The sequence below is a fragment of the Phycisphaerales bacterium genome, from assembly GCA_016716475.1.
Classification (GTDB): domain Bacteria; phylum Planctomycetota; class Phycisphaerae; order UBA1845; family Fen-1342; genus JADJWG01.
The window spans coordinates 1642383-1660809 of record JADJWG010000001.1 but is presented as its reverse complement, the minus strand read 5'-3'; the positions used below and the strand labels follow the sequence as shown (position 1 = coordinate 1660809).

At 65.2% G+C, this 18427-nt stretch carries 13 protein-coding genes; 7 read left to right on the top strand and 6 right to left on the bottom strand.

All coding sequences use genetic code 11. From position 1 onward, the window contains the following. Window positions 1-68: 68 nt before the first annotated feature. A complete protein-coding gene (locus tag IPM18_06790; protein MBK9119297.1) occupies window positions 69-1763 on the top strand; it encodes a hypothetical protein in 1695 nt (564 codons plus the stop codon). Between the two features lie 33 nt (window positions 1764-1796). Here IPM18_06790 and IPM18_06785 read toward each other — a convergent pair whose 3' ends face one another. Both IPM18_06785 and IPM18_06780 read right to left on the bottom strand, forming a co-directional pair. Next, window positions 1797-4058, bottom strand: a complete 2262-nt coding sequence (locus IPM18_06785; protein ID MBK9119296.1) for an insulinase family protein — start codon at window positions 4056-4058, stop codon at window positions 1797-1799. A 113-nt stretch (window positions 4059-4171) separates the two neighbouring features. Continuing rightward, window positions 4172-4591, bottom strand: coding sequence for a thiol-disulfide oxidoreductase DCC family protein (locus IPM18_06780; protein ID MBK9119295.1), 420 nt, complete (start codon window positions 4589-4591; stop codon window positions 4172-4174). Between the two features lie 243 nt (window positions 4592-4834). Between IPM18_06780 and IPM18_06775 the strand changes: the two genes are divergently transcribed. From IPM18_06775 to phoU, 4 genes are all read left to right on the top strand, one after another. Continuing rightward, window positions 4835-5548 (top strand): winged helix-turn-helix domain-containing protein, encoded by a 714-nt coding sequence (locus IPM18_06775; protein MBK9119294.1) that lies wholly within the window; start codon window positions 4835-4837, stop codon window positions 5546-5548. 5 nt (window positions 5549-5553) lie between these two features. Then, window positions 5554-7413: a PAS domain-containing protein gene (locus tag IPM18_06770; GenBank protein MBK9119293.1), complete on the top strand. Its 1860-nt coding sequence runs from the start codon at window positions 5554-5556 to the stop codon at window positions 7411-7413. 288 nt (window positions 7414-7701) lie between these two features. Continuing rightward, window positions 7702-8538 (top strand): phosphate ABC transporter ATP-binding protein, encoded by an 837-nt coding sequence (gene pstB, locus IPM18_06765; GenBank protein MBK9119292.1) that lies wholly within the window; start codon window positions 7702-7704, stop codon window positions 8536-8538. 85 nt (window positions 8539-8623) lie between these two features. Next, window positions 8624-9283: a phosphate signaling complex protein PhoU gene (phoU, locus tag IPM18_06760; GenBank protein MBK9119291.1), complete on the top strand. Its 660-nt coding sequence runs from the start codon at window positions 8624-8626 to the stop codon at window positions 9281-9283. Window positions 9284-9328: 45 nt separating this feature from the next. Here phoU and IPM18_06755 read toward each other — a convergent pair whose 3' ends face one another. From IPM18_06755 to IPM18_06740, 4 genes are all read right to left on the bottom strand, one after another. After that, on the bottom strand, window positions 9329-10396 hold the full coding sequence (locus tag IPM18_06755) for a DUF368 domain-containing protein (GenBank protein MBK9119290.1): 1068 nt from the start codon (window positions 10394-10396) through the stop codon (window positions 9329-9331). A 38-nt stretch (window positions 10397-10434) separates the two neighbouring features. Beyond that, on the bottom strand, window positions 10435-11625 hold the full coding sequence (locus IPM18_06750; GenBank protein MBK9119289.1) for a Gfo/Idh/MocA family oxidoreductase: 1191 nt from the start codon (window positions 11623-11625) through the stop codon (window positions 10435-10437). A gap of 266 nt (window positions 11626-11891) precedes the next feature. Continuing rightward, window positions 11892-12716 carry a hypothetical protein gene (locus tag IPM18_06745; GenBank protein MBK9119288.1) on the bottom strand — a complete coding sequence of 275 codons (825 nt, stop codon included), beginning with the start codon at window positions 12714-12716 and terminating at the stop codon, window positions 11892-11894. A gap of 262 nt (window positions 12717-12978) precedes the next feature. Beyond that, on the bottom strand, window positions 12979-15969 hold the full coding sequence (locus tag IPM18_06740) for a phosphoribosylformylglycinamidine synthase subunit PurS (protein MBK9119287.1): 2991 nt from the start codon (window positions 15967-15969) through the stop codon (window positions 12979-12981). Window positions 15970-16234: 265 nt separating this feature from the next. Between IPM18_06740 and hflX the strand changes: the two genes are divergently transcribed. Both hflX and IPM18_06730 read left to right on the top strand, forming a co-directional pair. Then, on the top strand, window positions 16235-17590 hold the full coding sequence (gene hflX, locus IPM18_06735; protein MBK9119286.1) for a GTPase HflX: 1356 nt from the start codon (window positions 16235-16237) through the stop codon (window positions 17588-17590). 90 nt (window positions 17591-17680) lie between these two features. After that, window positions 17681-18409 carry a hypothetical protein gene (locus IPM18_06730; GenBank protein ID MBK9119285.1) on the top strand — a complete coding sequence of 243 codons (729 nt, stop codon included), beginning with the start codon at window positions 17681-17683 and terminating at the stop codon, window positions 18407-18409. The last annotated feature ends 18 nt before the right edge of the window (window positions 18410-18427 follow it).

The following is an 18427-nucleotide window of genomic DNA, read 5'->3' as shown; positions in this document are numbered from 1 at the left end:
ATTGCCGCCCGGCCGCTTCTCAGGATAATAACCCGCTCGCCACGGGCGGGCTCGTAGGAGATCGGCACTTGACGCCTTCCGACCATTCCACCCGCCCCCGTGTAAGCACCGCACGGCCATCCCGCACCAGTGGCCTGCGCGGCTGGCGCTGGGATGGCCGCAATACGCTCGTTTCCACCCCCGTGCGCTGTCGCGCGGACGAGTGGTACCTCGCCCGTGCGCAAACCACGTCCAGCACATTGACCGAATGCCACCTGCTGTTGCACTTTCTCGATGGCGAAGGCATACCACATGGACAGCGCATCCTGCGGCTGCATGCTCCGGCCGCGGGGCCTCCCGGTGAACTACTCGGCTGGGTGCAGACGCCGGTTGGCACGCGACGGCTTCAATTCCGTGTGGATACTTCCGGAACACTGCCGCCACTCACCGAAGTGCGTTTTCACCACGTTTCCGAGCGCGACCCCAAATGCCATCCCCTCGCGAATGTGCCCCGCTGGAGCACTTACACCCCGCCCTTCATTCCCCGGCGTGTCGTGTTGCCCGCGGACCTCGCCCCCCTCGCGAGTCATCTGGGTGACACCGAGGTCCAACTCGCGGCGCCACCGCCATCGAAAAAGCATTTGCTCCGGCTCGCCCGGGGCAACGCCTGTGTTCTACCAGCCGCCTGGGTGCGGCATCTGGACCTGCGCCTCGCCGATCTCGAACACCTGGCGGGCACCGCGTGGCTGCTCACCGACCTCGGAACGACCGTCACCGTGCTCACGGCCGCGCGGGTCGCCGACCTGCGCCTCATTCAGCTTGCGGACGAACACGGCATCATGTCCGCGCGGCACGCATACGCCGATGTGCCCACACGCGGTTTCGCACTCCAGGATGTCTTCCCTTACTGCGCGATTCGCCCGGACGGTCGCTTCACCATCCGCGCGATCAAGACGGGGCGCAGTTGGAAACGTTATGCCACGGACAACGACTGTGCGGCGATCCTGACAACCGAAACCCCCTGGGCGGATCGCCATGCCGATATCCTCGCAGCACTGCGGCCGATCGGTCGTGGGGAGTGGCTCACGACCGATGTGCCGTGGCTCGCGAGTGGCCTGCTCGGCACGCCCCTCGCACCGCGCCTGCTGCGGCATTTGCTCCGCGCGCAGCTCGCCCTGCCAATCGACGATTTCGTGCAGTACTGGAATCGCTGGGACGATGGCGACACCGTCGTGCGCGATATCGGCGACCTCGCTCGGCGCTATGCACCGCTACACCCGATCCGCTGGGCGCCCGCAGCTGACGGCACCGAACACCTCGGAGTGGAGTTGGTCGGCGGTCCGGGGCAGCCGCTCTGGTTCGCCACGGGTCGCATTGACGCCCGTGGTCCACACGAAGGCATACCGCCTGAACCCATGATGATCTTTATGAAACAGCTCGCGCGCGAGCGGCGCGCTGGCACTGCCTGGTCGGAGCGCTACCTGACCCCCCAGACCATCGTCTGGCGGTTCGACACCGCCGATGGGCAGCGCTTCGCCGTGAATTACGATGCGGCCGGCACGGTGCGCCATGGTGGATCTGTGTCAGCACCGGCCGCCACACGGCCGCCGCGCGTGCTCCACGTTACCTTGCGACCGCAACACCGTGCGACGAGTACGCCGGGAGACCACGACACGCTGGTGCTGACCACTTCTGAAGGACTGCATGGCGACGGAGCGTTCGAGTTTTCGGCCGATCTGTACGCCGCCCTGCGAAACTGGATCGAGCGCCAACACTCGGCCTGAGGGGGGCGGCACGCCACGGCGCGCTGCGGCGACTCAGGGCTGGGTGAGTTCAATCACAAGGATCGCGGCCTCGAGCAACTCCGGCAGAGCCGCACGCAACTGCGCCGGCGTTTCCGCTTCGATTCGATCCCATGGTGTGTCGTCTTCGAGTGCTGCGGCCGCAATTCGCACCGGACGATCCAGCCACCGCCAGCGCTCGGCGCGCGCCAGCTCGACTGCTGTCACCAACAGCGCATCCTCCACTTCGCCGGTACGTAACCGCGCCACCCACGCCCGCAGCGCCTCCTCGCCGGCGCGGGCGACTTCGGGGGTAAACCGGGCAACCGCACGAAACTCCAGGGCAGCCGCACACCACTCTGTGAGGCCGCCATCTCCTTGCTCGTCAAACAACTCCAGCGGCAGCCGCCCAAGCAGCACTTCCACAGCATGCCGCCGCAGTGCCGTGCGGGCATCCGGCGCTGGCCGCCGCCAGTCCAGACGCAACACCAACTCCGCAGTGTCAGACGCCGTTGGACGGTGTTCGCACGCAGCGGCGGCCCACCCACCTGGCGCGGCGCGGCCACCAGTCCCGAGCGCCGCAAAACGCCACGCCGCCGGCAAGCGCGCCAGAACTTCGCCGCCATCCACATTCCCGCAGACCGCTATACGGAGCCCCCGCGGGGCATCCGGCGCTGCCTTCTCCGCCTCCGAACCGCCCCACACCCTTGCGTGCCATTCCAATGTTTGGGAGACAAAGTTACTCGGCCCCTGTGACCACCAACTCACCGCGTCCGGCAACCTCTCCTGCCACAATACGAGGCCGTGATACGCGTGGTAGACCTCCGCGGCCCGTAGCATTTCGGCGGCCGGCCGAGTGGCCGTGTTGTGCCTGCCGTGATCCTCCTGCAATGGGATCCTCGTCCATGCCGCCATGCCACCGGGCAGCGCCAGGGAAATGAGACTAACCTCCGCATTTTCGCCGAAGTGCGAACGGATGACCCGCGGCGCGCGCGCGGGTGCACGTGCATCGGTCGCACCTGGCCGGTAAGCCGCAAGACGTCGCAACACGAGATCCGGGGGGATGAAGCCACGCCCCGGGCGGTGCAAGTCGTTTATCGAATCACGCAACAACACCCGCGGCTCTGTCCATGGGCGCAATACCTCGTTCACCGCGCTCGCGGCGGCAGACTGCGTGACGAGGGCCTCCCGCAGATCGCGGGCTGCCACTTGTACATCTGCCATCCGCAGCAACGGCAACCGCCGCTCGGCGTGCAGGGCTCGCTGGGCATCACCGCCCACGACTTCGTATCTGCCGAGCGTGCGCGCGAAAGCGGCGAAACTCTCCCAGTCGTCCCGCAAGGTGCGACCTGCCAGCGCTCGCGCACGGTTGAACTCCTGCTCGCTGAGACCCTGCTTCTCGATCGATTCAAGCTCGACCGCCAGTTCGACAATGGGCACCACAGCGGAAGTCGGCTGGGATGCGGATGGTCCCGCCGAGGTCACGTGCGATTCCAGCCAGAGTTCCACCGCACCATCGGTGCGCCCGGCGAGACGGCGCCACCGGGGAGCCAGCCCACGAGCAGCACTGACACGCCGCCAGGCGCCATCTGGCCACGCACACAGGTGCTCCAACAACACGTCGATGGCCGAACCCGTTGCCACACCGAGAGAAGGGCCCGGCCAACGCAAGACGTTACCGGCGGCTTCGGTGACGACGGTTGCTTGGGGGGATAACACCGTATCCTCGGACCAGGCCCGGCGCGGCGATTCCGCCCAAGGCCGTAATCCGAATTGTTCCTGCGCTTCTGCAAACGCCAGAGGTGGTGACCATGCACCGACAATGAGGAGGGTCGCGTTTCCGGCGACAAACCACCGTTCAATGAGATGTTCCGCATCCTCGACCCGTAACGGATTGGTCGATGACGCCCGCACCGCAGCAAGTTCCTCGGCACTGGGTGGCTCCGGTGCGACCATGTCCGCAAGCAGGCCCAGGGCCGCAGTGGCCTGGGGAGCCGGCAGTGTGACCGCGAACATGCTCGCATCGTGCGCGACCACGGCTGTCGACTGCCCACCGAGCGCCGCCAGCTTCCAGAGCCGCGCGTCGCGCACTGCAATTGCGGTATGCACAGCGCGACAAAGCCCGGCTTGCCCGGACGGGTCGTCCCCATGACCCGCTCCGAACCAGAGCTGCACCTCCACGAGTGGCAGCGCGAAATTGGGTATCACCACGACGTGCAGGCCGTTTTCGAGTCGCCGGTATTCCGCCGCCCAATCCTCTGCCCAAGCGCTCCTGGGTCCGGCCAGCAGTAACATCACCAATGTGACCCACCCAATCTGCCACACCCATCCAACTCGCGCTCGCCACAGGCAAGAGGGCCCGCTTGCGATCCCGCTCACGGCTTCCAATAGCATCCGGAGCCCCCGAAAATTCATTCGAGAAACCGCTCCCGCCATTCCGGTAACACCCACAGGCAATCTTCCCGACGCCCGAACCAGCGATACCTGTGCTGCGCCACCCATTGGTATACCCAGTCCCGCAGTGGGCGAGGTAGCAACCTGAGCACCCCAAACACTCTCCACACCCCTCCCAATTCGCGGGCGATTCGCAGGGCAGCCGCACTCGCAACCCACACCCGGCCATCTGCGAGCAGGACCACCGAGTCCGGCCCGGACAAGCCGCCATACTGCGCCAAGAGCTGCTGTCCCACTTGCGACTGTTGCGCTGCGAATCGGAAACGTCCCCGCCGGTCACGCTTCAGGATGAACTGCACCGACCACTGGCAAAGTGCGCACTGCCCATCATAGAGCACCACCACGGATTCGACCTTGATCGGCCGGGGGAGCGACATCAAATGTACGTCCACGCGTGAGTTTTCAGGAGCAATCACACCGGATCGTAGCCCAGGGAGCGATCGAAATCTGTTAGCGCAATCTTAGCGCTGCGCTCACTGCGAATTGAAACCCCCTTGTCACCCTGTAAGAGGCACCGCATCGCCTGCAACCGAGCCCTTCGGTACGATAGAGCGCGCTCGGGGACCTTGGCGGAGAAGCACATGGCCGAACGGCCGGATCAGGACTCCCGCAATACCACGATGCCGCGCAACCGCGGGACCATTCTCGTGGTTGAGGATGAGACCGACCTCGCCGATGTCCTTTGTTATCACCTCGGCCGCGAGGGATACCATTGCCGGCGCGCCGAGGATGGCGAGCGCGCCCTCGCCGAAGCTACCCGGCAACCACCCGATCTCGTGGTGCTGGATCGCATGTTGCCGGGGCTCTCCGGCGATGAGGTGGCCCAGCGCCTGAAGCGCGACGCCCGCACCGCCGCCATCCCGATTCTAATGCTTACCGCGAAAGCCGAAGACGAAGACGAGCTGGTCGGCTTCGCCCTCGGTGCGGATGATTATGTGCGCAAGCCGTTTTCCGTGAAACTCGTCCTCGCCCGAATCGCAGCGGTGCTCCGTCGGCAGCGCGCCGGAACCGGCAAACGCGAAGTTCTCGCGATCGGTACCGTTGTGCTCGATCATGGTCGCCATGAAGTCACGGCTGGGGGTCAGCCCCTCGATCTGACCGCCACCGAATTCCGCATTCTCGCCGCGCTCATGTCGGCGCGCGGTCGGGTGCTGACACGCGAACAGCTCATCGACAACGCCATTGGGCAGGGGGCGGCCGTCACGAACCGGGCCATGGATGTGCACATCGCCGCCCTGCGAAAAAAGATGGGGGCGACCGCCAACTGCATCCACACCGTGCGGGGCGTCGGCTATGCTTTCCGGTTACCAGAAAGTGGCACCGATGAAGCGTAGCCCTCATGTTTCTCAGTGGTCGACGTAATCGCCTGTTACTCGCGGGCGCCCTGCTCGTGGGCGTGGCTCTTGTGGCTGCGCTCTGGCTGATTTCGCGCGAACAGGAACGGTTGCATGGCGAGGAAGTCGCCAGCCAACTCCAGACCAAGGCACGTCTGCTCGCGGGAGTGCTTGCGGATGGGCGTCCCGACGTCGATCGGCCCCTTTTCCACCGTCTGATCGCTACCCTCGAAGCCGAAAACATCGCGCTCGCCATTTTCGACGCTGAGGGTCATGTGCTGGCGCAATCTGCGGGGCTCGCGGATGCCGACACGCTTTCGATCGCACCGGAAGTCATCGCGGCCCTGCGGCCTGGGGGCACACCGGCCCGTGACGTGCGCCGCTGGGGGCCGCGCAATGCCGTCCACGTGATGGTGGCGCTGCCGATCCACTTCGGCGGCCCGGAGGCCCGCTGTGCCATCTGGCTCGCACAGCCCCAGTGGGCGCTGATCGACCACCCCGGCGCCGTCGTACGGCTGCTTGCCTTCATTGCGACCACCGCCACGCTTGCGGTCATCGTGCTGCTGACGCTTTACCTGCGCTTTCGCCGGCGCGCCCTGGCCCGCCTGGTCCGGACCGTACGAGAACTATCTGCCGGCAATCTCACCTCTGAGTTGCCGCGCGATGATCACGGTGAACTCGCCGCGCTGGCGACGGCCCTGAATTCGCTCCGAAAACGCCTTGCCGCCCAGATGGAGCTGATTGATCGCCAGCGCCGGATGCTTCAGTCGCTCGTCGACCAGTTGCATGAGGGTGTCATCGTGACCCGCGACGATGGCCGCATCGTCCTCATCAACCCCACCGCGATGCGGATGCTCAATCTCCCGGGGGAGCGCGGCCACCAGGATTTCATCGGCGAGCCCGTCGAGCACTGTGTTCAGGATCACCGCCTGCAGCGCATGCTGCTACCGGGGCTGGCGCCACCGCCGTCGCCGCGCACCGCGGCATCCGACGACAGTGGCAGTGATGCGCGCCTCGAGATCGAGACCGGTGATGGCCCGATTCACCTTCTCGCGCGCGCCTCGGAGGTGATCCTCGCCGAACCCGGACAGCGCACCGTCGATGCGGAGCGCGGCCGCGCAGTTCTGCTGACCGACATCACCGAGTTGCAGCGCATCATCCAGATGCGCACGGATTTCGTGGCGAACGCCTCGCATGAGCTGCGCACACCGCTGTCGACCATTCGCGCCGCAGTCGAGACGCTCCTGGGGATGGATCTCGTCGAAGAAGGACCGGCGGCACAGACCTTCCTGGAGAAGATCGATCGTCACAGCGCCCGTCTTGAAGCCATGGTGGCGGATCTACTCGATCTCTCCAAGCTCGAAACACCCTCTGAACGCTTCAAGCCGGAAACCATCGACTGCAAGAACCTCCTCCAGGAACTCTACGCCCGCTTCGCGGAGCGCCTCGAACGCAAGGGGCTGCATTGGCACGCCGAACGCCGCCCCGCTCACGCCGCCACCGTCCTGGTGAACCCCCACCTGCTGCGCCTCGCCGTTGACAACCTGCTTGATAACGCCATCAAGTTCACCGACCGTGGCGGCCACATCCGTGTGCAACTGACCCTCACCAACGAAACCGCCACACTTACTGTCGCGGATACCGGCTGCGGCATTCCAGAAGAAGATCAGCAACGGGTGTTCGAGCGCTTTTACCAGGTCGAGCGGGCCCGTTCGGGCGCTGAACGCGGCACCGGGCTGGGGCTTTCGATCGTACGACACGCGGTCAACGCCATGCGGGGTGCCGTGGAGTTGCGCAGCACACCGGGGCGTGGCACCGAAGTCACGTTGAGTGTGCCACAGCCACGCTACGCCGAGCGCTCCTGATTGGCGAATCCCATCCGGCCCCACCTCTTCGATGGCATCCCGCCAGTGAAAGCTAATTTCAAATTCATAATGAATGTTATTATAGGACTTATTGGCCACATGGATGGTACTCTGCTTCTTGGGAAAAACCGCCCTTACTAACCAATTCTTAACGCTTCCCGACTACGCTCATCCTTGATGGACGTTCCGGAACCGTCCGCTGTCGCCCCCGACGCCTTGGCCATGGGCTCCGGGCTGCCTGCAGCCGAACGCCACAACACCAGCCGCCGCACTAGGGACTCGGACGAGATGATCACGATGGAAGTCAAACCCACCGACTCACACGTGCGCCCGTCTCCCGTGTCCGCTCCGGCACGGGCGGTCGCGCCGCCACGCGACCATGTCCGCACCGAATCCTTTTCCGTGTTGTACAGCGGCAACCCCGCCGTGCGGAACGTCTCCATCACCATGCCGCAAGGCAAGGTGACCGCCATCATCGGACCCTCCGGCTGTGGAAAGAGCACTCTGCTCCGTGCGATCAATCGGATGAACGACCTCATCCCGACCTGCACCACCAAGGGGCGCCTGCTGTTGGAAAACGAGGACGTCTATGGCACCCACATTGACGTAACCACCCTGCGCAAGCGTGTCGGCATGGTCTTCCAGAAGCCCAACCCCTTTCCCAAGTCGGTCTTCGACAATGTCGCTTACGGTCCACGCGTGCACGGCATCCGTGGTCGCGCCGCGCTCACCGAGATTGTCGAACGCAGTCTCGAACAGGCCGCACTCTGGGACGAGGTCAAGGATCGCCTGCACCAAAGCGCGCTCGGTCTGTCCGGGGGACAGCAGCAACGTCTCTGCATCGCCCGGGCCCTCGCCATCGAACCGGAACTGCTCCTGATGGACGAGCCGACCTCCGCTCTTGACCCGATGGCAACCGACCGGATCGAGAACTTGATCGCCGAGCTGCGGGGGGAGTACACCATCATCATTGTCACACACAACATGCAGCAGGCCGCCCGGGTTTCCGACCAGACCGTATTCATGTACGTCGGCGAGATGATCGAAGCCGGCGACACCAGCGTGATCTTCACCAACCCCACGAACAAACGCACCCAGGATTACATCACCGGGCGTTTCGGGTAAACTTTTGCCTCGATGATCGGCCGGCGCTTGGACCGCCATCGGTCGTGGCGGACGTAATTGCGTGCGCGGCCAGTGCGAGGCAGGCATGTCCACCCATTTCGTGAATCTGCTGAACGATCTGCGCCGGCGCTCCCTGCGCATGGCCAGCCAGGTCGAGGATATCGTGCACGAGGCCTGTGAAGCCGTATTCTCCACGGACGAAGCCCTGGCCTTGCGCGTCATTGCGCGGGACGAGGAAGTCGATGCCGCCGAGGTCGAAGTGGAGGCCGAGGTGGTTCGCCTGCTCGCACTGTACCAGCCGGTGGGCTCGGATCTGCGGGCACTCTGCACGATCCTCAAAGTGAATAATGACCTGGAACGCGTCGCCGACTGCGCGGTGAACCTCGCCGAGCGGGCCCGCGCCGGCGTGGTGCAGGCCCTGGCACAGCGTTCGGCCCAGCTCAAACAACTCTGTCCAGCCGTACGGCAATCGCTGCGCAACGCGATTCGTGCTTATAGTGATGGCGACGCGGAGATCGCGGCCCAGATCCGCCAGGAGGATCAGGGCATCGACGCTCTGCACGTAAAGATGGTGCGCGACGTGGTTGCCCTGAGCGGTCTGGCCGCCGAGGAGATCGCGGCGTATCTCGATCTGTTGTCGGTGGCCAAGAACCTGGAGCGCATCGCCGACCACGCCACCAATATCGCGGAAGACGTGATCTTCATGTCCACTGGCCGGATTGTGCGCCACAGCGCCCGCGGCTGAACATGAAACCAGCGTTCCCCGGGGCATAGATGAATTTGCCGGCGATTAATCCGCTGAGGGTGCTGGCGCGGGCAGTGGCGCCACGGCCGTAAGACCGTCATCCGCCTGCGAACGCAGCCGGGTCAGACCCCAGGTCACACCAAAACCAACCAGGACCAATGCCGCCGCGCCCAGGATGCGACCGGGGGTATAGCTGGATTGCTGTCGCTGCGGCCATTGCCGCAGGATGGTCGCCACGAGCTGATCGTCGGCGACGCCGGCAACACCGGGGAGTTGCCAGGTTTCTGCGAAAGCCCGCAGCTCGGCCGGGGTGCGACGGTGCATGGCCTTCTCACCCGGCACCTTGTCGAACGGCCAGAGTCCGAGGACCGATCCCAGCAGGATGCCGAGCAGCACACCAAGGGTGGGCCGCGCGCAGCGGGCCAACAGCAGCTTGAGCAGGTGCGACAGTCCGACGATACCGAGCGCAGCCCCGAGCGCAACCGGAACAAGAATGCGGGGCTGCAGCGGGCGGATGGCATCCATGATGCGCTCGTACTGATCCATCACCAGGAGGACATACGAACCGGAAACGCCCGGCAGCACCATGGTCATGGCACCGACAACTCCACTGATGAAGTCCATCACCGTGTTGTGCGGAAAACCGGCGCCCTGCCGCAGCCCAAGCACGCCAAGCATCAGCGCCAGGCCGACCGCGGTTGCGAGAACAGCATCAACTCGCCACGGCCGCAGCGCCCGAGCGAGCGCCGGCGCGCCGCCGAGCGTGAGTCCGATGAAGAGTGCGTACATCGCGACAGGGTAGTGGAACAGCAGATACAACAGCACCCCGGCAAATGCGACGATCGCACCGGCCGCACAGCAGCCGAGCACCCCGATGAAGCTGAGGCGCCGGGTCGTGAAACGCAGGGCAGTGAGATCGGCCACCGTGTCGACAAACTCGCGGTAGAACCCCAGTGCCAGCACCATGGTGCCGCCCGAGACCCCCGGGATCAGGTTGGCAATGCCCATGAACAGGCCGGTGACGGCGATGCGCACGAGCCGCAGGGGAGCAAAGGCGGCCGCCACGGCCGGCGCTCCGGCCGCGACGGGCGAAGACTCGGGTGTACCAGTCATATGGGCTCCGCAGCGGACCCCGGCGGGGGGGCGCGGGGTTACTTGATCTCGGCGAGTTTGACGGCGGCGCGGTGCTTGGCGGCGAGCAGCGCTGCTTCGAGCACACGTTGCGTCTCGTAGGCATCCGTAAAGCTCGGCAGCGGCACGATCGGCTCTTCGCCTCCAAGGACGGCGAGCATGTCGGCGACCATGTTTACGAACGTGTGTTCGTATCCGATGATGTGGGCGTCGGGCCACCAGGCCCCGGCGTAGGGGTGCAGGCCGGCGGTGGTGCACATGATCCGGCGCCAGCCGCGCAACGCGGGAGAATCGTTCGCGTCATAGAACCAAAGCAGATTCATGTCTTCGAAGCCGAAGCGGATCGAGCCATGCTCGCCGTTGACTTCGATACTATTGTGATTCTGGTTACCCGTGGCGAGGCGGGTGGCCTCAAAAGTGCCAACGGCGCCGTCGCGAAAGCGGGCGAGGAAGAGCACACAATCGTCGACATCACTCTTGCCGCGCTGCTTGCGGGCGGCCCCGCCGCTCGCGATGCCGCCGCGGTTACCGGCCTTCTGCGGCAAAGGGCGCTCCGTGACGAACGTCTCCGCAATGGCGCCGGTCACCTCGACAATTTCCTGCCCGGTGATGAAGCGTGCCAGGTCGATGATGTGCGCATTGAGGTCGCCGTGAGCACCGCTGCCGGCATACTTCTTCTGGAAACGCCAGACGAGCGGCGTTTCCGGGCCACCCCAGTCCTGTAGATACGAGGCCCGCACGTGGTAAATCCGGCCCAGCTTGCCTTCCTGCACCAGGCGGTGGGCCAGGGCGACGGCTGGGCAGCGGCGATAGTTGAACCAAACGAACGTCTTGGAACGGCGGGCCTTGACCGCCGCATTGCGCATCGCGCGGGCGTCCTTGAGGGTGTGCGCTAGGGGCTTCTCACAGGCGACATGCTTGCCGTTCGCCAGTGCCGCGAGGGCCTGCTCGGCATGCATGTAGTTGGGAGTGCTGACATCGACCAGGTGGATGTCCGTGTTCTTGACGACTTCCTTCCAATTGGTGGTGTAGTTCTTCCAGCCCCAGCGATCGGCAAAAGGGGCGAGCGCAATCAGATCGAGCCCGGCGATGGTGTGCATCACCGGGGCCAGCGGTACGTTGAAGAACTTGGCGACCTTCAGGTACGCGTTGCTGTGCGCCCGGCCCATGAACTTCTGGCCGAGCAGCGCGATATTGCAGACGCCTGCCATGGTAGTTGTTTCCTGCAAAGACTGAGCACGTCACTAGGAAGCATGGACGGGCGGAAGAGCCCGCAGAACCACACTTGCCACCGGGCGACCCCCTCTGCCGTGCCACGGACTCGAAACGCGGAAGAGATCGGCCACGAGCGGGAGCGGCATCCCGACGCGCACAGCACGTCTCGAGGAGTCGCGAGACTGTTACCGTGCAAACGGGCGGGCGTCAAGAGTTCTGCCGGGGCGCGCCACAGTTCGCGACAGGTGGCACGGGACGGACCTCAGCGGCCGTATTCATCCTCGTCATACGGCACCCACGCGTGCGGGCTGTCGCCGGCCCGCAGCAGTGGCGCCACAAAGTGGGCAATGAATCGCGGCGCAGTACTGTCCGCGTGGCCGCCAAAATAGCCGTAGGGCGTGTATTCCGCCCGGTGGGACTGGTTGCGGAGCCGCTCGACGTAAAGGGCCTCGGTGTGCTCATCGGCCCCTGGCGGCAAACGGAAGCCGATCAGGCCGGCGGCGCGTTCAAACCCCAGTTCGCGATCGACCGTGCCGGTGATAGGCAGACCAAAACGCAGCAGCGGATCTGCGGGTGAATAGAAGTGGTAGAGCATCCCGTGGACGCGCTGGAGGACATCCGTCAGGTCATATTCGCCGGAAAGACTGCTCGAAAGGAACACGACCGTGCCGACCGGGGTGTCAGGGGGCAACCCTTCGAGAGCCCACGCCACAATGCCGGTACCCGCGGAGATCGCGATGAGGTGGACCCGTCGGCCGGGATATTCCTGCTGATACGCGCGGATTCGAGCAGCGAGGCGGCGGGCCTTCTGCTGATTGCGCCCACGGGCGAACTGGTCCACAACGGCGTCGCCGATGGGACTCTGCCAGGCAAAAACCTCGATTGACCCACGATATCCGGCCTCCCGGAGACCCCGGGGAACATCCCATGTGCCGACCACGTTGCCGACGCCCCCCGCACCACCGACGAAGTAAATCCGTCCGTACGCAGCGCCGGCGGGATCGGTCCCGAGACTTGAAAGCAGGGCACACCCGGGGAGAGCCGCGAGAAGGAACGTGTGGATGATGATGCGATGAGGTCTGGACACGCGCGCGACTCCTGGCGCCGTGCAGATTATGGGTGTGAGTGGGCCGTGCCGTCTACGGGTAAAACGCGACACGACCGGTGGCCCCCGCAAAGCGGTGTGGTTGGGTATATTCTTGCGTTATGCCCGGGACTGAACACATCCTATGGGCGATTGCAGGGGGGCTCGTGACCGCTGTCATGTTTGCAGCGGTCGGGTTTTGGACATGGCATGAGTGCGCGCGCCCCCCCGCTCACTCCCGCGGGGACACCTCGCCCGACACGGATCAGGACGACCCGTGACCGGCCGAGGGGGTGGTCCATGCTGCCCGCAACTCCGCCACGGAAAGCACCTGTCCTGCCACGCACAGTTCCGGCCTCTCGTGTGTCGTACCGAGGCGCCGGCACGCGATTCCTGGAAGCCCGGTCGAGGCCTGCTCCATTTCAACCACGTAACCGGCCGCCAACTCCTCAAACCCCGCGGACAGCACGCCTGATTCCGCCGTCACCGCGACACCACGACCACCCGCAATCGCCATCTCCGCGACCGTGACGAGCCAGCCGCCATCACTCACATCGTGGGCGGCCCGGACGGCGCCGGCGGCCACGAGAGCAGCAACCGCACGGTGAATCCGGGCCGCGACCGCGAAATCGAAGCCGGCTGCCGGCAGGCCACCGACCAGCCAAAGTGCACCGTCGGAGGACTTCAAGTCGGGCGTGACACAGCGGTGCACATCGGGCACGATGCCCAGCGCGCTGATCAGCAGGGTCGGTGGAATCGCAAGTCGCCCCCGGGTTCTGACGCGCTCCGTGATCATCGGCAGCGCGGCGGCGAGCCGCGCAGCGTCGGGACCCGATCCTTCCGCGCGACGCCGCAGCGCCGCGAGGAATCGCTCGACGTCCTCGCGCTCCAACGCGAATTCATTGTTGAGCGAATCCTTGCCCGAGATGAACGGCGTTCCATAGGCCAGCGCCACATCGTGACAGGCCTGGCAAGCTCGGACGAGTGCGCCGAGCTGGTGGGGGTCGTCGCTGCGTCCCCAGCAGAAATTGTCGAGAATCGCGGTTTGGGCTGGATCGCCACCGACGCACACCACATTACGCACGGCCTCGTCGATCGCGGCCGCTGCCATCCAGTAAGGGTCTACGTCGGCCAGGCCCGGTGAGAGGCCACAACCCACCGCGAGGCCGCGCCGGCTGGTCAGCCGCGGTCGCAGCACGGCCGCGTCCCCCGGACCGCCGCCGGGGCCAAGCAGCGGCTTGATGACACTGCCGCCCTGCACTTCGTGGTCGTACTTGCGAATGATCCATTCCTTCGAGGCGATGTTCGGCCGGGCAAGCTCCGTAAGCAGCCGGGCGGCAACGCCTTCCTCGCCCGAAGGGGGCACGGAACGCTGTGCAGACGCGACCGGTTGCCAGGTCGCTTCACGCTGCAGACGGGGTACGCCGTCGTGAAGAAACGCCATGTCCAGCGCGCCGACGAGCGCGCCGCGATAGCGCACCACGAGGCGCGGAGCGTGGGCTTGTGTGCCGGGAAGTGCGCTGGCCCCCTCCGACCCGAAACGTCCGATGACCGTCGCCTCGACCTCCTCCGCGCGCATTGTCGCAAGGAATGCTGCGAGCTTCTCCGGCGGCACCGCGACAACCATGCGCTCCTGCGCCTCGCTGATCCAGATCTCGTCGTAGCGCAGGCCGGCGTACTTCAGCGGCACCTCCGCGAGTTCAACCGTCGCACCAACATCAGCAGCCATCTCACCGACCGCACTGCTGAGCCCACCGGCGCCGCAGTCGGTGATCGCGGTGTAAAGGCAGCCGCCGTCCGCGTCACGCGCCCGCAACAGGGCTTCGAGGAACCGCTTTTCCGCAATCGCGTTGCCGATCTGGACGGCGTGCGAGAACTCATCCGCGTGGGTGTCCGTCAACTCCGCAGAGGAGAACGTAGCGCCGTGAATACCATCGCGCCCCGTGCGGCCCCCGACCACGACAATGTGATCTCCCGGGAGCGCGGCCTTCTCGATGGCCCAGCGCGGGATCAATCCAACACACCCGGCAAAAACCAGTGGATTACCGAGATAGCGCGGATCGAAGGCGACGGCACCATTCACGGTGGGAATGCCCATTCGGTTGCCGTAGTCCGCGACGCCTTGCACAATGCCGCGCAACACGCGCCAGGGATGCAGCACGCCGCGTGGCAGCTCCTCGTGCGGCCAGTCGAGCGGCGCCACGCAGAAAACGTCGGTGTTCGCGATGGGGCGGGCGCCAAGACCACAACCGATGACGTCGCGAATGACACCGCCAATGCCGGTGGCCGCTCCGCCGTAGGGTTCGATGGCCGAAGGGTGGTTGTGGGTCTCGACCTTGAAGGCAATTCCAAAGTCCTCGTCAAAGCCGATGATCCCGGCATTGTCCTTGAAGACGGACAGGCACTCCGGCCCGCGGCCCTCCACCATGAGACGTTGGGTAACCGCTGCGATGGTGTCTTTCAGCAGGTTCTCGTAGTGGCGCTCTTCGATGGTGGCAGTGGTGGACGGACCGCCGGGTAGCGGAGCGCCGCGGTAAAGGATCTCGCTCTTGAGGGTCTTGTGTACACAATGTTCAGACCAGGTCTGCGCAAGCGTCTCGAGTTCGAGGTCGGTGGGGTCGCGTTCCAGGGTGCGAAAGTGGGACTGGATCGCCTCCATTTCGGCGCGGGAGAGAAAGAGGTGGGCATCGCGTGAGAGCTTTTCCAGCGCGGCGGCATCAAGATCGCGCAGTGGAACGGTTCGCAGGCGAAAGTCGTAATTCGGCGGCTGCGGGGCCGGGCGGATTTCAGCGGAACCCAGGACAACTTGCTCGATGCAATCGTTCGCCAGCGTCCGTCCTGCCGCGAGACGAACATCGTCCACGCCCCAAGTGCCCGTAAGTACAAAGCGTCGCGCGGTGCGCACACGTTCGACGGGGACGCCCGCGCTTTGCAGTGCGGCCAGCGTGCTGTCGGCAACGGGGTCCATCACGCCCGGCCGGAGGTGAACCTCGACCGCCTCGGTACCAGCCGTCAAACCCGGCAGGTCGGCGGCGGTGGTGACGACCGTGGCGGTTTCTACGACCGGATCTCGCAGCAGGGGCACAACGGTGCGCTCTACGGTGGCACGGTCCAGTGGGCCTTCGAGGAAGTACAGATGGCTCGACCGGACGCCCTTGAGGCCGGGTAACCCGCCTTCACGCAGAAGCTGTGCAACTTCTTCCGCTGCCGCACCGGCTGCCCGCGGTGCAATTTCGATCCGGTAGACGTTGCTCATGGGGGCCGCCAACCTCCTCGCCTGCCGCACACCGTTCGCACGCCCCCGAAACGCCACTCCGCCGGGCATGATAGCGGAAAAGGGGGGGCGATTCGGGACAGGCGAAAGGCCGGAATCTCTGTCACGGCCACATTCCCCCGGAGTGGATTTCACGCTGGAACCGCCCCCAGCCATGATACACTACCTATGGCTGAGTTGATGATTCTGCCTGGGCTGCGAACGTCGCGGGCCGGGTGTCCCCATGTGTCCGGCCGTCGCGTGGTCGATGGCTGTGAACCCAACGGTCGCCAATTTCGGAGCTGACTTGTCCGCTACGCCACGCGAAAAACTCTCCGTTCGTCGCGAGAACGCCCTGCTCGTCAAAGTGTTGCTCGACCGGGAACCCATCATCGCCGATCCCCTAGCGGAGCTGGCGGAATTGGTGGAGTCGGCTGGCGCGGTAGTCGTCGGCCGATGCGTGCAGCGCCGGCAGGCGTTTCACCCGGCGACCTGTGTCGGCAAGGGCAAGCTGGAAGAGATTCGCCAGCGAGCGGAGGCCTACGAGGCCGAAGTCGTCGTCTTCGACAATGATCTCAGCCCGTCCCAGATCCGCGAAATCGAGAAGGTGACCGGCCGGAAGGTGCTGGACCGCAGCGAAGTGATCCTCGACATCTTCGCCAGCCGGGCCCGGACGCACGAGGCACGCTTGCAAGTTGAACTGGCCCAGCTCGAATACACCGCTCCGCGGCTGCGCGGCATGTGGACACACCTTGAACGCATCGCGGGCGCGGGTGGCGGCACAGGCGTCGGTGTGGTGGGCGGCATCGGCACCCGTGGCCCGGGCGAGAGCCAGATCGAGATCGATCGTCGGCTGGTCGACAAGCGTGTCGCATTTCTCCGGCGGCAGATCCAGGCGATCGATCAGCGCAAGGTGCGGGAGGTCCGGGCGCGGGAAGACTTTTTCACCGTCTCGCTGGTGGGCTATACGAACGCCGGCAAAAGCACGCTGATGAACGCGCTTACCGGAGCCGGCGCGTACACCGAGGACCGGCTGTTTGCCACGCTCGATACGTTGACTCGCCGCTGGGAACTGGGGAATGGCCGCTACGTGTTGCTGTCGGATACGGTCGGTTTCATCCGCGATCTGCCGCATCACCTGGTGGCGTCCTTTCGTGCCACACTGGAAGAGGCCATCCACGCAGACCTGTTGCTGCACGTTGTCGATGCGGCCAGCCCCGATGCCGCCGAGCAGATCGGCGCCGTGGAGAGCGTGCTCGCGGAGCTCGGCGCGGCCCACGTACCCACGCTGATGGTTCTGAACAAGGCGGACGCGGTCGAGGACGAGGTGGCCCTGACCGTGTTGCGCAACCAGTTTCCGAAGGCACTGCCGGTGTCGGCGCTCACACGCACGGGACTGGTTGAACTGGGCAGTGCGGTCGACGCGCGGGTGCGCGGGGAGCAGCGCGCGGTACGGCTGTCGGTGCCCTCGGGCGATGGCCGGGCTTTGAACTTCCTGGAACGGTTCGCCGAGATCGACACACGCGCATACGAAGATGGCAGAACCATCCTCGACGTGCGCATCGCCCCCCGCGCGCTGAATCACCTGCACAGCATCGCGGCAGACGTTCAGCATTTGGGATAATACCGGGGCCTCTGCTGCGGACGCCGTTTGGATGGCCGACACGAGCCAGCCCCGGCCAGGTCGCCAGAGATTGACCACGGAGGGTTCGCCATGCTGTTGCCGCGTGACTTCTCCCGCGCGACGCTCGTACTGCTCGGGGTGAACCTCCTGCCGCTCGGAGGCGTCCTGTTCCTGGGGTGGGATGCCGCCGCGATCGTGATTTTGTACTGGGCTGAGAACGTCATCATCGGCGCCTATACCGTGCTCAAGATGATCGGCGCCCCGGTCCAGCCGCCGGAAACACACCTGGGCAAGCTGTTTCTGGTACCGTTCTTTTGTCTGCACTTTGGCGGTTTCTGCGCTGGACATGGAGTGTTCCTGCTGATTCTCACTCAGTTCGGCGGGGCTGCTGGTCCCCACGACACTTTATTTCCGCCGGTCCCGTGGCCGGGACCACTCATCTTCGTGCAGCTTCTCATTGGTGTGGTCCTGACACTCTGGGAGCGCATGCCGCCGGGCATGGCCTGGTTGTTACTCGGGCTGATCATCAGCCACGGGGTTTCATTCGCGCAGAATTACATCGGCCGGGGCGAGTACCTGCGACTGTCTGCCTCCGAAGCAATGGGCCAGCCCTACAAGCGTATCATCCTGCTGCATGTCGTCATTCTGGCCGGGGCGGTGCCGGTGCTGCTGCTCGATTCGCCGGTCCCGCTGGTGGTCATCCTGGTCCTGCTCAAAATCGTGCTCGACCTGTGGTTGCACGTGCGTGAGCACCGGAGCCGCCCATTGGAATCGGACGCGACCGAACCACCGGTGGCCGATTCTTCGGCCCGTGATTGACCCGTCCGCGGCGGATAC

Coding starts and splice junctions, on each gene's coding strand:
- IPM18_06780 (MBK9119295.1), bottom strand. CDS start 4,591: ATGTCGCTCCCCCGGCCGATCAAGGTCGAATCCGTGGTGGTGCTCTAT.
- IPM18_06775 (MBK9119294.1), top strand. CDS start 4,835: ATGCCGCGCAACCGCGGGACCATTCTCGTGGTTGAGGATGAGACCGAC.
- IPM18_06770 (MBK9119293.1), top strand. CDS start 5,554: ATGTTTCTCAGTGGTCGACGTAATCGCCTGTTACTCGCGGGCGCCCTG.
- pstB (MBK9119292.1), top strand. CDS start 7,702: ATGATCACGATGGAAGTCAAACCCACCGACTCACACGTGCGCCCGTCT.
- phoU (MBK9119291.1), top strand. CDS start 8,624: ATGTCCACCCATTTCGTGAATCTGCTGAACGATCTGCGCCGGCGCTCC.
- IPM18_06755 (MBK9119290.1), bottom strand. CDS start 10,396: ATGACTGGTACACCCGAGTCTTCGCCCGTCGCGGCCGGAGCGCCGGCC.
- IPM18_06750 (MBK9119289.1), bottom strand. CDS start 11,625: ATGGCAGGCGTCTGCAATATCGCGCTGCTCGGCCAGAAGTTCATGGGC.
- IPM18_06740 (MBK9119287.1), bottom strand. CDS start 15,969: ATGAGCAACGTCTACCGGATCGAAATTGCACCGCGGGCAGCCGGTGCG.
- hflX (MBK9119286.1), top strand. CDS start 16,235: ATGGCTGTGAACCCAACGGTCGCCAATTTCGGAGCTGACTTGTCCGCT.
- IPM18_06730 (MBK9119285.1), top strand. CDS start 17,681: ATGCTGTTGCCGCGTGACTTCTCCCGCGCGACGCTCGTACTGCTCGGG.